The following is a 14,011-nucleotide window of genomic DNA, read 5'->3' on the forward strand; positions in this document are numbered from 1 at the left end:
ACGAGCTTTTCGGTGTAAAGCCTCACCTGGGCGGGATCGAAACCCGATACGGTCAGCGCCCGGGCAATTTGTTCCTCCCGCAATTGAGCGATCAAACGCGCCATCCAACGCGCATCGTCAACGGTCATTTCCTCGAAAGCCGCGGTTCGTTCGATGGGTTTGAACCCCACGATGCGAAAGCGTCCGCCGGCGCTGGATTTCGTGAACGAAGACGTGAAACGGTCCGGCCGCTCACCACGCGGCGAGAAAAAGCTGCTGCCCTCGCCCAGCCCGCCGCCGAGGTCGCTGAAGTAGTGGCGCAGCTCTTTTCCATCGTCCGTTGCGACCAGTTTCAGACGTGTGTTTTCAAAACGTGAATCGAACCATCCAAGCCAGGCGGCCAGCAGCCCCGCGCCGCGCAACTCGCGGAGGTTTTCGTGGCCGGCCTGGCCGAAGTCCCACGGACCGATGCTCCGGGTGTTCTCCTCTTTGATCTGCACGTTGGCGGCCACGGTGACAAGGTGATCGATTTGCGCCTCGACTTCAGGGCGGAAATTTTCCGGCTCATCTTCCGGGTGTTTCTTTCTGGAATCGCGAAAAAGGCGGCGCTTGAGTTCACTCCCTGAAATGCGCCCGCCGTCTTTCATGGCGGCAAACGCGATGTAATCGAACGGATCGTAACGCCGTTGCAACTTCATCGTGTAAAGCGGAATGAAACCCAGAAGGCGGAACGTCGTCTTGATCTCCTTGCGCTGATGAAATTCGCGCAACAGACGGCGGTCGTACCGGATTTTCAAATGCTCGGCGTGGTCGGTTGGATCAACGTGGTAGCCCAGCGCCCAAAAAATGCGCGCGGTGAACGGTTCCGAGCTTGTTTCGCCAAACTTCACCTTCATCCGCAGGCCGCCGCATCGAACCTCGAAACCCGGGTTCGTGCCGTAACTCGTCTTCGGCGCGTCGTAAATGCAAAGCGGGTCCTCGAATCTTGGAAGCTCGTTTCGACCGAATCCGTGATAAACGTCCCGGTCGCTGATTGACGGCGGACGCGACCAGAACGTCGAGGATACCGGATCTTCCTTGCCGGGATCACCTTCGTCATTCGAGCGGGCGTCGAGGTTGGTCGCGCGTCTGTGTCCCTGCCCGATGGAGTAACGCCAGCGTTCCAGCGCCGCGAACGGGAACTCGATGAAGTCCAGGTTTGCCGGCACCGGGAGACGGTGATTGTTGTTGATGGCGGAAGTAATTTCCTCCATTGCATGAATGAGCCTCTCGCGCGACGCAACGTCGCGTGTTTCGAGGACGGCACGGGCCAGGCGCCGGATTTCCTTCAATCCGTGCAAATCATGACGCGTGAACCGGCCGTCGGGTTCGTTGAAATACCGGCTCAACTCATCGCGGGTCATTTCCGCTGGCGGTTTCATCGTGACCATCTCTTCACGATGCTGCCTCCGTTCTTTTCCCTCCTGTTCCGCGCGGTCGATCAACTCATCCATCGCGCCGATGGTTTGGATCAATCCGTCGTCCGACCGGACGTCGAACTTCATCCGTTTCGGCGCCGGGGGCGAAGGCAACGACAGCTCGCGTCCGTTCCCGACACCCAAGCCGGACACGGCCGTTGAGAAAAGAAGCGCAAGCCCCGCGCACCGGTTGATTCCGGCGAGAAACCTTCCCGGTGGCCGGTATCGGATCTGGAAAAAACCTGGCATCACTCGCCAAAACTGATTCCCAAAGCCCTCGCCGTTTGCACAAGGTCGCCGTCGAGCGGCACGGTGCGCAGGCGGCCAATGGCGTCGGTGATTTTTACGGCAACGGTGTCGGGCGGCCGCAACGCGACCATGTAGCCGTACTGTCGGTCCGCGACGAGTTGGACGGCCCGTGCCCCGAATCGCGTGCACAACAGGCGGTCGAAGGTCGTTGGCCCGCCGCCGCGTTGCAGGTGGCCGAGAACACAGACGCGCGTTTCCTTGCCGGTCCGCTTCTCGATTTCCGCCGCGACCGCCGCGCCGATCCCGCCGAGCCGGGTTTCGCGATTGTCCTGCTCGCCGCCGTTGGTCACGAATCCCTTGCCCTGTTCGTGTGCGCCCTCGGCCACGACAACGAGCGTGAATTTTTTGCCCTGTTGCTCGCGCTCGATGACCTTGGCGCAGACGCGCTCGTAGCGAAACGGAATCTCGGGGATCAAAATCACGTCGCCGCCGCCCGCGATGCCCGCATGCGCCGCGATCCATCCGGTGTAGCGGCCCATCACTTCCAGCACCATGACGCGATTGTGACTCTCTGCGGTGGTCCGGAGCCGGTCCAGGGCGTCGGTCGCGCACGCGACGGCCGAGTCGAATCCGAACGTCATCACGGTCGCTTCGAGATCGTTGTCGATCGTCTTGGGAACGCCCACCAGCGGCAGGCCGTGCTCGAAGAGTTGTTGCGCGATGGTGAGCGACCCGTCGCCCCCGACGCAGACCAGTGCGCGCAAACCCGCCTGATCAAAATTACGTTTCGCTTGTTGAAGGATTTCAGCGGGAACCTTTCTGACGTCACCGTGACCGGTCTTCGCGACGAACCGCCCCTTGTTCGTTGTGCCCAGAATGGTGCCGCCGAGAAGCAGCAGGCCGTCCATCTCGTGATAGTTGAGGGCGCGGTAACGCAGGTCCAGCAGTCCCTCATAGCCGTCGAGGAATCCTATGGTTTCCCAGCCACGCTTGGCGGCGGCCTTGACCACGGCGCGGATGACCGCGTTCAACCCGGGACAATCACCGCCGCCCGTGAGAATGCCGATGCGCTCGCTCATGCCGGGCGAATCGTAACCGACCATCCACAATCGGCAATCTGTATCGGGATGCCTACGAGTCAATCATTCACGAGACTTGGTTTTGCACGCACCGCGCGCCTTTAGAAAAGCGAACATCTCTCAACTTCACTAACCTTTCGTGTTGCTTGAAATCCAAATGCCGGGAGCCCACTGAAAGCGGTAACTGTCGGGTTTTTTCGCAGGTGTGTAATTTGGGGGCCCAATTTCCAAAAAGAGCCAACCGTTCGCCAACGAATGTCTCCAAACAACAATGACAACATTTCTTTCTGTATCTGCAGTCACCGTCATCGGTTCGCCCCACGGGCTTATTTGTTCAAAGGGCGGAGCGGGGACCTTTGTATTCGCACCTATCGATTCGCCGTTAGCCTTCGCCACTTCTTGTTGCGCCCAGGCTCTGAGGGTTGAAGGAGTGGTAACTGAAGTCAGTCCCGCTGCGAATCCATTCACTGTGGATTTGTATCCGGGAGTGCATGACGGCAAAACCAGACAGCTTATGATTGGCAAGAACGCACACACCGAGAAGCGTTTCACCGCACTTGTTCCCGAACGGTTAGATTGGCCCTTCTTCACTCCCACTCAATCGTGCCCGGCGGCTTGCTGGTGAGATCGAAGACGACGCGGTTGAGGCCGCGCACTTCATTGGTGATGCGCAGCGAGATCTTTTCCAACAACTCGTAGGGCAGCTTCACCCAGTCCGCCGTCATGCCGTCCTGCGATTCGACGGCGCGGATGGCGAGGGTCCAGTCGTAAGTCCGCTCGTCGCCTTGCACGCCCACGCTGCGAACCGGCAGCAGCACCGCGAACGTCTGCCACGTCTTGTAATAAAGCCCGCTCGCCTTCATCTCCTCGACGACAATCGCGTCGGCCCGTCGGAGAACCTTCAGTTTCTCCGGTGTCACTACCCCAAGGCAACGCACGGCGAGGCCCGGCCCGGGGAACGGCTGGCGGTAAACGATCTCTTTCGGCAGGCCGAGTTCCAGCCCGAGCTGGCGCACTTCGTCCTTGAACAGACATTTCAACGGCTCGACCAGCTTGAACTTCATCTTCTTGGGCAGGCCGCCGACGTTGTGATGGCTTTTGATCATCGCCGCAGGATTGCCCGCGATGGACACCGACTCGATCACGTCGGGGTACAGCGTGCCTTGCGCCAGGAATTTCGCCTTGCCGGCGCGTTTGGTCGCCGTCTGAAAAACCTCGATGAACGTCCGGCCGATGATTTTGCGTTTGCGCTCCGGGTCGGTCACTCCCTTGAGCCGCCGCAAAAACAGCTTCGAGGCGTCCTCGTAGAGCAGCTTGACACGGAAGTTGCGGCCGAAGACTTCCTGCACGACTTCGGCTTCGCGCGCGCGCAGCAGGCCGTTGTTGACGAAGATGCAGGTGAGCTGGTCGCCGATGGCCTTGTGAATCAGCGCGGCCGCGACGCTGGAATCCACGCCCCCGCTCAGACCGAGGATCACTTTCTCGTTGCCGACCTGGGAGCGGATTCCCTCGACCGCCTGCTCGACGTAGTTGCGCATGGTCCAGTCCCTGCCGCAGCCGCAGATGCCATGGACGAAGTTGGAAAGGATTTCGAGGCCGCGCGGCGTGTGAACGACCTCCGGATGGAACTGAATGCCGAACAGGTTTTTCGCCCGGTTTTCGATGGCGGCGTAATCGGAGTTCTCCGTCGCGGCCACGGGTTTGAACCCGCCGGGCAGCCGGGTGAGCCGGTCGCCGTGCGAATTCCAGACCTGCAGCTTGCCGGGCAATCCCTGGAACAACGCACATGAGCCGTCGCGCACCGTCAGGATGCCCTTGCCGAACTCGCGTTTCTGGCCCGGCTCGACCCTGCCGCCGAGGAACTGGCCGATAATCTGGACGCCATAACAGATGCCGAGCACGGGAATGCCGAGTTTGAAGATGTTTTTGTCGGGCAACGGCGCGTCCTTGGCATAAACACTGGCCGGGCCGCCGGACAGGATCAGGCCGCCAGGTTTGAGAGCAGCGATTTTCTTTGCCGGCGTGTCGTAGCGCAGGATGGTGGAATAGACGTTGCACTCGCGGATGCGACGCGCGATGACCTGCGTGTATTGGGAGCCGAAATCGAGAATGACAATTTGCTCGTTCATCCGAAATGAAGGGGAAGTCTTTTACGGCACTGACCGGATTTAGCGAGAGAAAAATCAGGAACCCTGACGTCCGGGTTAGCCACCACGCGACCAACGAACGCAAAAAGGAAAGTTCTCCGGCGGCTCAGGCACGCTTGGTCAGATCGTCAGCCGCGACGAAGAGCAAATGGTTCGTGGCTGGCAAAAACGTCTCGAACCAATTTTATCCGCCCTTCAGTCCGTGAATGAATCTTGACCGGCTTGATTTGCCGGCAATTGCCGGGCTACTTCGGCACGACCTTCGCCGTGCCTGTGGCCGCGTCATAGACGAACTTCATCCCGTAAGGCGCGTCGGGGATTCTGGGCAGATACTTTTCCGTGACCAGTTCGTTCAGATCCTTCGGATAATGTTCTTCGGCGGCGTTGAACTGTTGAATCGTCTGGTTCAACGACACGGTGTCGATGGTCTTCTCCGAGTTCTTTTTGGCCTTGGCGATGGCGCCCAGATAATCCACCGGCGCGGTGACCGGGTTCCCGCTGGAATAATTCTCGTTGGTTGAGGAGGTCGTGGACGCGGCCTCTTTCTTGCCGCAGCCTGTCAGCGCCAGACCGCCCAGCAAAAGAAGTGGAAGGAGGTTTTTCATGCGATTAACTTAGCCGACTTTGTCGCAAATCCAAGGGGGAAACAAAAAGGGCCAGGCCGTCATTGAGGCGGCCTGGCCGGTCAATCTCTCTTTTGCCTGCGTTACTTTTTCGGCGCGGGCGCGTTCGTTGCCGGCGGAGAGGACATATCCCCGCTGTCGCTACAAGCGACGAAGAACGAAACACTGACCAGCGCCAGAAACAGATACGTTATGAGCTTTTTCATGCTGTAATTTTAACCCGTGGCCACCGGACGCCAAGCGGAAATTTCACGTATTTTTCAATGCCTCCGCCGCCAGTCCACGCGCGCATTCGACCAGTTCACGGTCCCGCGCCAGATCGCCAAAGCGAAACGGCGGCAGGCCGCTTTGCTCGCGGCCGAGCAGTTCGCCCGGCCCGCGCAGTTTCAAGTCCTCTTCGGCGATGCGAAATCCGTCGTTGGTTTCTTCCAGCACTTTCAACCGCTCCCGTGCCTCGTCGGATTTGACGTCAGCCACCAGGATGCAATACGACCGGTGCGCCCCGCGGCCGATGCGCCCGCGCAGTTGGTGGAGTTGCGCGAGTCCAAATCGTTCGGCATTCTCGATGAGCATCACCGTGGCATTCGGCACGTCTACGCCAACTTCGACCACCGAGGTCGCCACAAGCACCTGAATCCGGCCCGCGCGGAAACCGGCCATCACGCGCTCTTTCTCCTCCGGCTTGAGGCGCCCATGCAGCAACCCGGCCTGGAACGGAGTGAATTCTCTTTGCAGCCTCTCCCATTCTTTCGTCACGGCCTTCAACGCCTGGTTATCCGTTTCTTCGACGCGCGGATAAACCACGTAGGCCTGTCGGCCTTCCTTAAGTTTGCCGCGGACGAATTCCAAAACCCTCGGTAGCTTTTCGGCGGAGCGCACGAAGGTCTGGATGCGACCGCGGCCGGCCGGAAGCTCGTCAATCACTGAAATGTCGAGGTCGCCGTACAGCGTGAGACCCAGGGTGCGCGGAATCGGCGTCGCGGTCATTACCAGCAGGTGCGGGTAGCGGCCCTTGCGCACGAGCTTTTCGCGCTGCGCGACGCCGAACTTGTGCTGCTCGTCAATGACGGCCAGGCCGAGGTTTTCGGGCGAGAAACCGGATTCAAGGAGCGCATGGGTGCCGATGAAAAGGCGCGAGACACGTGACGCAACCTGCAGAGTCTTCCGTCCGCCTGTGCGCAACTGCACGTCAATTCCCAACGGTCCAAGCCAGCGGCTGAACGTTTGAAAATGTTGATAGGCCAGAATCTCGGTCGGCGCCATGAGCGCGACGTTGAAACCGCTTTCGAGCGTCATGAGCGCGGCACACGCCCCGATGACCGTTTTGCCCGAGCCGACGTCGCCTTGCAGCAACCGGCGCATCGGTTGCGCGCCGCCCAGGTCCCTGCGGATCTCACGCAAGACCCTGGTCTGCGCGCCGGTCAGGGTGAAACCGAGCTGCTTGAGAAACGGTTTGATCAAACGGTTGTCGCCGGCGCATGGCAGTCCGCGCGCGCTGGCCTGAAGTTTTTTGCGCCGGCGCTGAATCTCCAGTTGGAGTTCGAGAAATTCGTCCAGCGCCAGCCGCTGCCGGGCAATCTCCACGTCCGCCATTTCCCCGGGGAAATGCAACAGGCGAATCGCGCCGGCCCGCGCGGGAAACGGGCCGCAGCCGCAAGTCCCCGCTTGCGAACCGTGAGCCGGGGACTGTCCGCGCAACCTGAAGGTCGCGGCTGCAGCGTGCGCGGTGATTTCGGGCCGTGGCTCGGGGATGTGCGCCTCGTGCTCTTCGAGCGTTCGCCAGATCAACGAACGCAGCCAGCGCTGGGGCAATCCCTCGGTGAGCGGATAAACCGGCACGATGCGATTGAGATGAATGAAGTTTTCCTCGCCCGCCTCGACGATTTCGGTTTCAGGGTGGTCCATGGCTCGCGGCTTGAGTGAAACGGGCCTGCCATAGGCGAGCACTTCATCGCCCTGCTGAAAGTATTTTTCCATGAAAGGCAGGTTCCACCACCGGCAATGGAGCCGCGCAGTGCCATCATCGAGGATGAACTCGAAGACGGATTTGCTGCCGCCGCGCCAGCGTTTGAGGCCGAGGGCGATGATTTTCCCCCGGACAACGGCGGCCTCGCCGGACCGCAGGTCCACGACGGCGCGGAAGCGGCGGCGGTCCTCGTGGCGTCGAGGCCGGTGCAGCAGCAGGTCGCCGACGTTGTGCAGTTTCAAGCGAACCAGTTGGGCCGCGCGTTCGGATCCGACCCCGCGCAGCGTCGTGAGGGGGGCTTCCAGCGGATTGGCGGGCAGCGCGGTTGACACAGAAAGGCTTTTAGGGACAAAAACGCAAAAGGGAAAATGAATTCGATCAGGCGCGTCGTGATGGTGATTCGTGGTTTCGCGCAGACCGGTGGAACATCAAAAGAGGGTGAGGGGCCGGGCGAGGGTTTCCCAGCCCGCCTTCCACGCGAACCAATCTTAAACTTTGATCTTTGAAGTTACCGTTCTGGATTTAAGCTCGGGTCCAATGGCGATTGATCCTGAATCTCCACTCGACAGTCTCTGGCAGGAGTACGGCAAGGTGTTCGATGATTTCGACGACCTGACACTGGCCCGCTGGCTGGCGCAAACGCTGGGGCAACTGGAGGGGCGCGCCTGGCGGTTGTCGCATCCGCTGCTCGGGGCGTACCGGCTCGCGGCGCAAGTCTCGCACGACCGGCAGATCTGGCTGAAACGTCTTGTCAATCCGCCCGCCAGGTATGTCGAGGCTCCCTGCTGTCGCGCGCCGCTGCTGCCGCTGCTCACGCGCGACGTGCTGGAATCGGGCCTCGTTTGCCAGCATTGTTCGGGCACCGCCGTGCCGCTGGATGAGATTCCTGCTGAATTGCAGCCGGCGATCAAATCATGGGCGGAGGAGTACGCGCCGGTTCACGCTGTCGCCCACTGGGAAGACCGCCAGCGCAAAAGCGTCGGCAACTACGACCGCGCCTTCGAGAACGCGGCCAGGGAAGCCGAACGGTTGCTCGCCCAGGCGGGCACGCAGGTCGCGCCGAAGTTTTTGGACTTTTACGCGGCGGCGATTTGGGAAGACCAGGACGAATGTCTGGAAGTGCGCCCGGAGGACGTCCCGTTGTAAAAGATTTTCTCGTTGTCCCGCTGATCACGAGCGAAACACAGGCAAAACGACACGAATGAAGACGAATTCGCCGTTGTCGCGCCCTGCCGCCGTTGCTACAAATGCGGCATGAAGAAGCTCTTCAAGTGGATGTTCCGGCTGATCCTCGCGCTGCTCTTCCTTGTTCTGGTGTTGGTTCTGTTCCTGGATCAGATCGCGAAGTCCCTCGCGGAGCGGGAAATCCGGTCGCAGACCGGGCTGGAGGTGAAGATTGGAAGGGTTTCCATTGGTTTGAGAAAGCCCACGCTCACCGTCGAGAATTTCAAGCTCGTCAATTCTTCTGACTTCGGAGGCTCGACATTCATGGACATTCCCGAATTGTACGCCCAATACGACCTGTCGGCGTTGCGTTCGTGGAAAGTCCATTTGAATCTGGTGCGGTTCAACCTCGGCGAACTGCACATCGTCCAAAACAAAGACGGAAAAACCAACCTCCAGGCGCTGCAGGAACACCAAAAACGGAACCCGCCGTCTTCTACATCGGTCGGATCCAGGGCTGAATTTGAAGTCATTGACACCCTCAAACTGACCGTTGGAAGGTTGAAATTCACGAGCGAAAAAAAACCGGCCGACAACGAAGAAGTTTACGTCGGTTTGAAAAGCGAAACCGTCAGGAACGTGAAGTCGTTTCAGGATCTTCAGCCGCTCGTCGCGCGGATCGCACTGGAAAAGGGGATGAAATTCCTTTCCGACGGGCTGCTGGATCAACCGAACGCGCCCGGGAAAGCCGTGAACTCCGTTGATAAAGAGCCGCAGAAAGCACCCGCCGGTCCGGCCGAAGCAACGGAAAAGAAATGACAGATGGCGACACTCGACAAGGCCGTGGGCGGAAAGTTCAAAGTCTCGGCGTCGTTCGCGTTGGAAGCCCGCAGGACGTTCGTGCTCGCCGGATCAGTTGTCGAGGGCGAGGTCCGGGCCGGCATGTTCGTTCGCATACCGCTCAACCGCGAGCTCACCGTCGTGGTGCCGATTGACGCGGTTGAATCGGCACGCCGCGCGGGAGTGGACGAGGTCTGTCTCTGTCTCAACTACGCAGAGCCGGAAGATCTGGAGATCTGGAAGGGATTGAACCTCGGTGGAACGGTCCTCCACGTCGCGAAGGAAGCAAACCGTTCCGCAACGGGCGCTAAATCTTCACCTTGAACTCCTCGCCCCTTCTGAGCGAAAGGGCGAATGCGGCCATCAGTTCGGGTATCTTTCCCAGGTCTTTGAGACTCACGACCTCCACCGGGGAGTGCATGTAGCGATTGGGCAGGCTGATCAGCGCGCTGGGGATGCCGCCGCGCGTCCAGAAAATCACATCGGTGTCCGTCCCGCTCGTGCTCGACTGCGCCTCGTGCTGCAAATGGATTTTTTTCTGCGCGGCAACCGCTTCGATGCGCGTGACCACCTCCGGATGATTGCCGCCGCCGTGCGTGAGAGTCGGCCCGCCGCCAATTTTCACGTCGCCGTGTCGCGGCCTGCTCACCGTCGGATAGTCCGTCGCATGCGTCACGTCCACCACCAGCGCCACGTCCGGCTTGAGGGTATAAGCAATCTGCCGCGCGCCCAGCAGACCGGTTTCCTCCATGATGTTCGAGACGGCGCAGACCTCCGCGTTCAGCCGGCGTTTCGAATCGCCCAACAGTCGCAGCGCCTCTGCGACAGCGAAGGTCCCAATGCGGTTGTCGAAGGCGCGCGCCACGGCCAGATCGTTCCGCAACAGTTCAAACTCGTCCGCCAGCGTGATCGGGTCGCCGATGGCGACGAGCTTCTGCGCTTCCTTGCGGCTGTTCACGCCGATGTCAATGAACAGGTCGTGCATTTCCGGCAGTTTCCGCTCCTTGTCCATCTTGCTCAAATGCGGGGCCACGTTTCCGACGACGCCCTTGACCGCCCCGTTGCGCGTGTGAATGAGCACCCGCTGCGCCTTGGTGATGGCCGCGTCAATGCCGCCGAGCTTGCGCACGTAGATGAACCCTTCGTCGTTGATGTAATTAACGGTCATCGCGATCTCGTCCGCGTGCGCCGCGAGCATGAGGCGCGGCGAGCCGCCCTTGTTCAATGTCGCGACGCAGTTGCCGTAGGCGTCTGAAAAGGTCTCGTCGGCGAAATCGCTGACGTAATCCAGCCACACGCGCTGCCCGCGCACCTCGTGTCCGGAAGGACTCGGCGTGTTGACGAGCGTTCTCAGGAAATCCAACGACTCTTCGCGCATGCCGTGACTATGGAGTTCAAGGCGTGAAGTTCAAAGTTCAAAGTTGTCCGGACAGGTGGCGTTCACGGCTTGTCCCCCGCGTCAGATCTCTCGTTTTCGCTCGCTTCTCGACACTGGTTGGCGTCTTTGCTACGAACTCCGTGTGCATCGAGAGTCCCTCAAAAAAGCCGGCCGCATTGTCGTGAAACTCGGCACGGGTGTTCTGACCGACAGCCGGAAGCAGCCGGACCTGGCGCAAATGGAGCAACTGGTCGCCCAGGTGGGAGAGCTCCGGAAATCGGGCAGGGAAATTGTTCTCGTCACGTCGGGCGCGGTCGGCGCGGGCATGGGCGCGCTGGGCCTTGCGCGCCGGCCCGCCGGCCTGGCCGAGTTGCAGGCGTGCGCCGCCGTCGGCCAGTCACGGTTGATGACGACCTACGAAAAACTGTTCGCCAGATTTGAAATCCACGTCGCCCAAGTGTTGCTCACACACGATGATTTGCAGCACCACGAGCGGCATCTCAACGTCCGCAACACACTCGTGACGCTGCTCGGTCGCGGGGTCATTCCGATCATCAACGAAAACGACGTGGTCTCCTTCACCGAGTTGAAATTCGGGGACAACGACAAACTCTCGGCGCTGGTCGCGTGTCTCCTGCCGGCGGACCTTCTCGTCGTCCTTACCACCGTGGACGGCGTCATTGAAAACTTCGGCAGGGCAAATCCGCGCACGATTCCGGTTGTCGAACAGATCGACGAACGGATCGAATCACTGGCGGGGGGTACGGACAGTACCACAGCGGTGGGCGGCATGGCCACCAAGATACAGGCGGCCAAAATCGCCACCCGCTCCGGCATTCCGCTGGTGGTCGCCTCGGGAAGGAAGAAGAGCGTGCTCGCCGGCATTGTCGGCGGCCACGAGGAGGGGACGTTGTTTGTTCCCCAACCGAACAAACTGAAAGGCCGCAAACGCTGGATTGCTTTTTTTCATCACCCGAAAGGCGCGTTGTTCGTGGACGCGGGGGCGAAGAATGCGCTGCGTGAAAAGGGCAGGAGCCTGCTCCCGCCAGGCATCGCGCGGTGCGAGGGCGAATTTGCCAAGGGCGAGGTTGTGCGGATTTGCGATCTGGACGGAACCGAATTCGCGCGTGGCATTGCTGATTTCAGCTCCGGCGAGATCAACGCGCGCCAGCTCCGGCGCGTGGAGGTGGTGCATCGGGACAATCTGGTCATCCTCTGAAACAGGCCAATCGATGCTCACCAAAGACGCTTCACCGACGCGGGCCAGGATGCCACTGCCGCAGATCCGAAAGAGCCTCGCCTCGGTTACGGAACAGGAGCTGCGTGAATGGGTCGAGCGGCTTGCGGTGCCGCGCCATTACGGGCACGAACCGGAGGAAAACAAGAACACCGCGTTGTGGATCGCCTCAAAACTCCAAAGCTGGAACTATCAGGTGGAACTGCAGGGACCGTGGTGGAACGTGGTCGCCCTGCCCAGAGATGTTTCCGCGCCACTGATATTGGTGGGCGCTCATTACGACAGCATCGAGGGTTGTCCCGGGGCCGATGACAATGCCAGCGCGGTCGCCGCGATGCTGAGCTGCGCCAAAGCCTGCGCTGCTGTGCCGGGAGGCCCCGCGGTTGGTTTTGTTTCGTTCAATCGCGAAGAAGAGGGGATGCTGGGCAGCCAGAATTTTGTGGAATGGCTGGCAGGTTCCCGTGTGCGGCTGAAATATGCTCATATTCTGGAGATGGTTGGCTGTGCTTCGGAACAGCCCGGGTCGCAGCGAATCCCGCCGGGACTGCCCTTGCGGGTCCCGGACACAGGTGATTTCCTCGCCCTTCTGGCTAATCGCGGTTCTTATCGCGTTCTCGGCAGCCTGCTGGCACATGCGAAGACCTACCTCCCCGGATTCCCGGTCGTCGGATTGCGCGTGACTTTGGGATTGGAGAAATACTTTCCAGTCCTGCTGCGGAGCGACCACGCGCCGTTCTGGCAGCGGCGCATTCCCGCGACGATGTGGACCGACACGTCCGAGTTCCGGAATCCCCTTTACCATCAGCCGGGAGACAGGCCGGAGACGCTCAACTATCCGTTTCTTCGGTCGGTGTCACAATTGTTGGTCGCGTCGGTGCTGTCCAGCTGATTCTGCAGCGTTTGACATGAAAAGGAAGCCCGCCATCGACGACCTTCTTCGCGTCATGGCCAGACTCCGTTCTCCCACGGGTTGCCCGTGGGACCGCGAACAGGATCATAGGTCACTGCGCTTCCACGCGGTCGAGGAGGTCTATGAGCTGATGGACGCCATAGAGGCCGGTGACGATTGCGAGATGCAGGAGGAGTTGGGAGATCTGTTGTTGCAGGTCGTGTTTCACTGTCAACTGGCGCGGGAACGCGGCGCATTCGATTTTGAGCAAGTCGCGCGGCACATCACCGAAAAGCTGATCCGCCGGCACCCGCACGTTTTTGGCTCCCTCAAGGTCAAGGACGTGGACCAGGTCTGGGCGAACTGGGAAAAGATCAAGCGCGCGGAGAAGCAGGGGACACGGCACGCGCGTCCCTCTGCCCTGGACGGCATCCCGAAACACCTGCCCGCCCTGCTTCGGGCCGAAAAACTCGTCAAGAAAGCGCGCAAAGCGGGGGTCTGGCGGAGAAAGGACACGCGGCCCGGTCGTGAAGCAAAATCTCCGGGCAGGCTCGGCTCCCGTGCCGCTTTGGCCAGACAGCTCTTCGCCATCGCCGAGAACGCGCAGGCCCGCGGCTGGTCTGCCGAAGAGTTGTTGCGGTCGGAACTGAAGAAAATCGAGCGCGAATTACGCCGGGTCGAACGCACACAAGTTGCTCGACGTCCGAAGGGAATCTGAATAATTATCGCCACCCTTATGACCGATCCCCGCTACACAAAACTGGCAAAGCTGCTGATTGAATACTCGACCGGACTGAAAAAAGGCGACCGCGTGCTGTTCGATTTGAGCGATGTGCCCGACGAAGCCTCGGTCGAACTGATCCGCGCGGCGCGCGCGGTCGGCGCCATACCGCTGGTTGAAGTCCGTCACACGCGCGTGAACCGCGAGATCCTGCGCGGCACGAACCGGAAACACGCCGAACTCGTTCGCGACGTTGACATGTTTCGCATGAAGAAGGTCCAG

Annotated in this window: 14 protein-coding genes; 7 read left to right on the forward strand and 7 right to left on the reverse strand. The window is 60.4% G+C overall.

Translation table 11 applies throughout. The features are described 5' to 3' along the window. The 6 genes from VN887_19170 to recG form a co-directional block, all read right to left on the reverse strand. Positions 1-1,523: hypothetical protein (locus tag VN887_19170; GenBank protein ID HXT42138.1), on the reverse strand; the 1,523-nt coding region annotated here is incomplete at its 3' end. Positions 1,524-1,684: 161 nt separating this feature from the next. Then, a complete protein-coding gene (locus VN887_19175) occupies positions 1,685-2,764 on the reverse strand; it encodes an ATP-dependent 6-phosphofructokinase (GenBank protein HXT42139.1) in 1,080 nt (359 codons plus the stop codon). A 587-nt stretch (positions 2,765-3,351) separates the two neighbouring features. Further along, entirely contained in the window at positions 3,352-4,893 is a 1,542-nt protein-coding gene (guaA, locus tag VN887_19180; protein ID HXT42140.1) for a glutamine-hydrolyzing GMP synthase, read from the reverse strand. A gap of 263 nt (positions 4,894-5,156) precedes the next feature. Then, positions 5,157-5,516 carry a hypothetical protein gene (locus tag VN887_19185; protein HXT42141.1) on the reverse strand — a complete coding sequence of 120 codons (360 nt, stop codon included), beginning with the start codon at positions 5,514-5,516 and terminating at the stop codon, positions 5,157-5,159. Positions 5,517-5,617: 101 nt separating this feature from the next. Next, positions 5,618-5,740 carry a hypothetical protein gene (locus VN887_19190; protein HXT42142.1) on the reverse strand — a complete coding sequence of 41 codons (123 nt, stop codon included), beginning with the start codon at positions 5,738-5,740 and terminating at the stop codon, positions 5,618-5,620. A 43-nt stretch (positions 5,741-5,783) separates the two neighbouring features. Continuing rightward, positions 5,784-7,832 (reverse strand): ATP-dependent DNA helicase RecG, encoded by a 2,049-nt coding sequence (gene recG, locus VN887_19195; GenBank protein HXT42143.1) that lies wholly within the window; start codon positions 7,830-7,832, stop codon positions 5,784-5,786. Between the two features lie 205 nt (positions 7,833-8,037). Between recG and VN887_19200 the strand changes: the two genes are divergently transcribed. The 3 genes from VN887_19200 to VN887_19210 all read left to right on the forward strand — a co-directional run bounded on the left by VN887_19200 (position 8,038) and on the right by VN887_19210 (position 9,828). Then, on the forward strand, positions 8,038-8,646 hold the full coding sequence (locus tag VN887_19200) for a hypothetical protein (GenBank protein HXT42144.1): 609 nt from the start codon (positions 8,038-8,040) through the stop codon (positions 8,644-8,646). A gap of 108 nt (positions 8,647-8,754) precedes the next feature. After that, positions 8,755-9,483, forward strand: coding sequence for an AsmA family protein (locus tag VN887_19205; protein ID HXT42145.1), 729 nt, complete (start codon positions 8,755-8,757; stop codon positions 9,481-9,483). 3 nt (positions 9,484-9,486) lie between these two features. After that, complete coding sequence (locus tag VN887_19210; GenBank protein HXT42146.1) at positions 9,487-9,828, forward strand: hypothetical protein; 342 nt, start codon at positions 9,487-9,489, stop codon at positions 9,826-9,828. On the opposite strand, the gene VN887_19215 is transcribed toward VN887_19210, so the two are convergent. Continuing rightward, complete coding sequence (locus tag VN887_19215; protein ID HXT42147.1) at positions 9,812-10,882, reverse strand: M42 family metallopeptidase; 1,071 nt, start codon at positions 10,880-10,882, stop codon at positions 9,812-9,814. The genes VN887_19210 and VN887_19215 overlap by 17 nt on opposite strands. Positions 10,883-11,024: 142 nt before the next feature. Here VN887_19215 and proB point away from each other — a divergent pair, with 142 nt between their 5' ends. From proB to VN887_19235, 4 genes are all read left to right on the forward strand, one after another. After that, positions 11,025-12,101 (forward strand): glutamate 5-kinase, encoded by a 1,077-nt coding sequence (gene proB / locus VN887_19220; GenBank protein ID HXT42148.1) that lies wholly within the window; start codon positions 11,025-11,027, stop codon positions 12,099-12,101. A 13-nt stretch (positions 12,102-12,114) separates the two neighbouring features. Next, positions 12,115-13,008: a M28 family peptidase gene (locus tag VN887_19225; GenBank protein ID HXT42149.1), complete on the forward strand. Its 894-nt coding sequence runs from the start codon at positions 12,115-12,117 to the stop codon at positions 13,006-13,008. A 16-nt stretch (positions 13,009-13,024) separates the two neighbouring features. Continuing rightward, positions 13,025-13,726 carry a MazG family protein gene (locus VN887_19230; GenBank protein HXT42150.1) on the forward strand — a complete coding sequence of 234 codons (702 nt, stop codon included), beginning with the start codon at positions 13,025-13,027 and terminating at the stop codon, positions 13,724-13,726. An 18-nt stretch (positions 13,727-13,744) separates the two neighbouring features. Continuing rightward, positions 13,745-14,011, forward strand: a 267-nt coding sequence (locus tag VN887_19235) for an aminopeptidase (GenBank protein ID HXT42151.1), incomplete at its 3' end; no start/stop codon positions are given.

It is taken from the genome of Candidatus Angelobacter sp. (assembly GCA_035607015.1).
In the GTDB taxonomy this organism is placed as follows: domain Bacteria; phylum Verrucomicrobiota; class Verrucomicrobiia; order Limisphaerales; family AV2; genus AV2.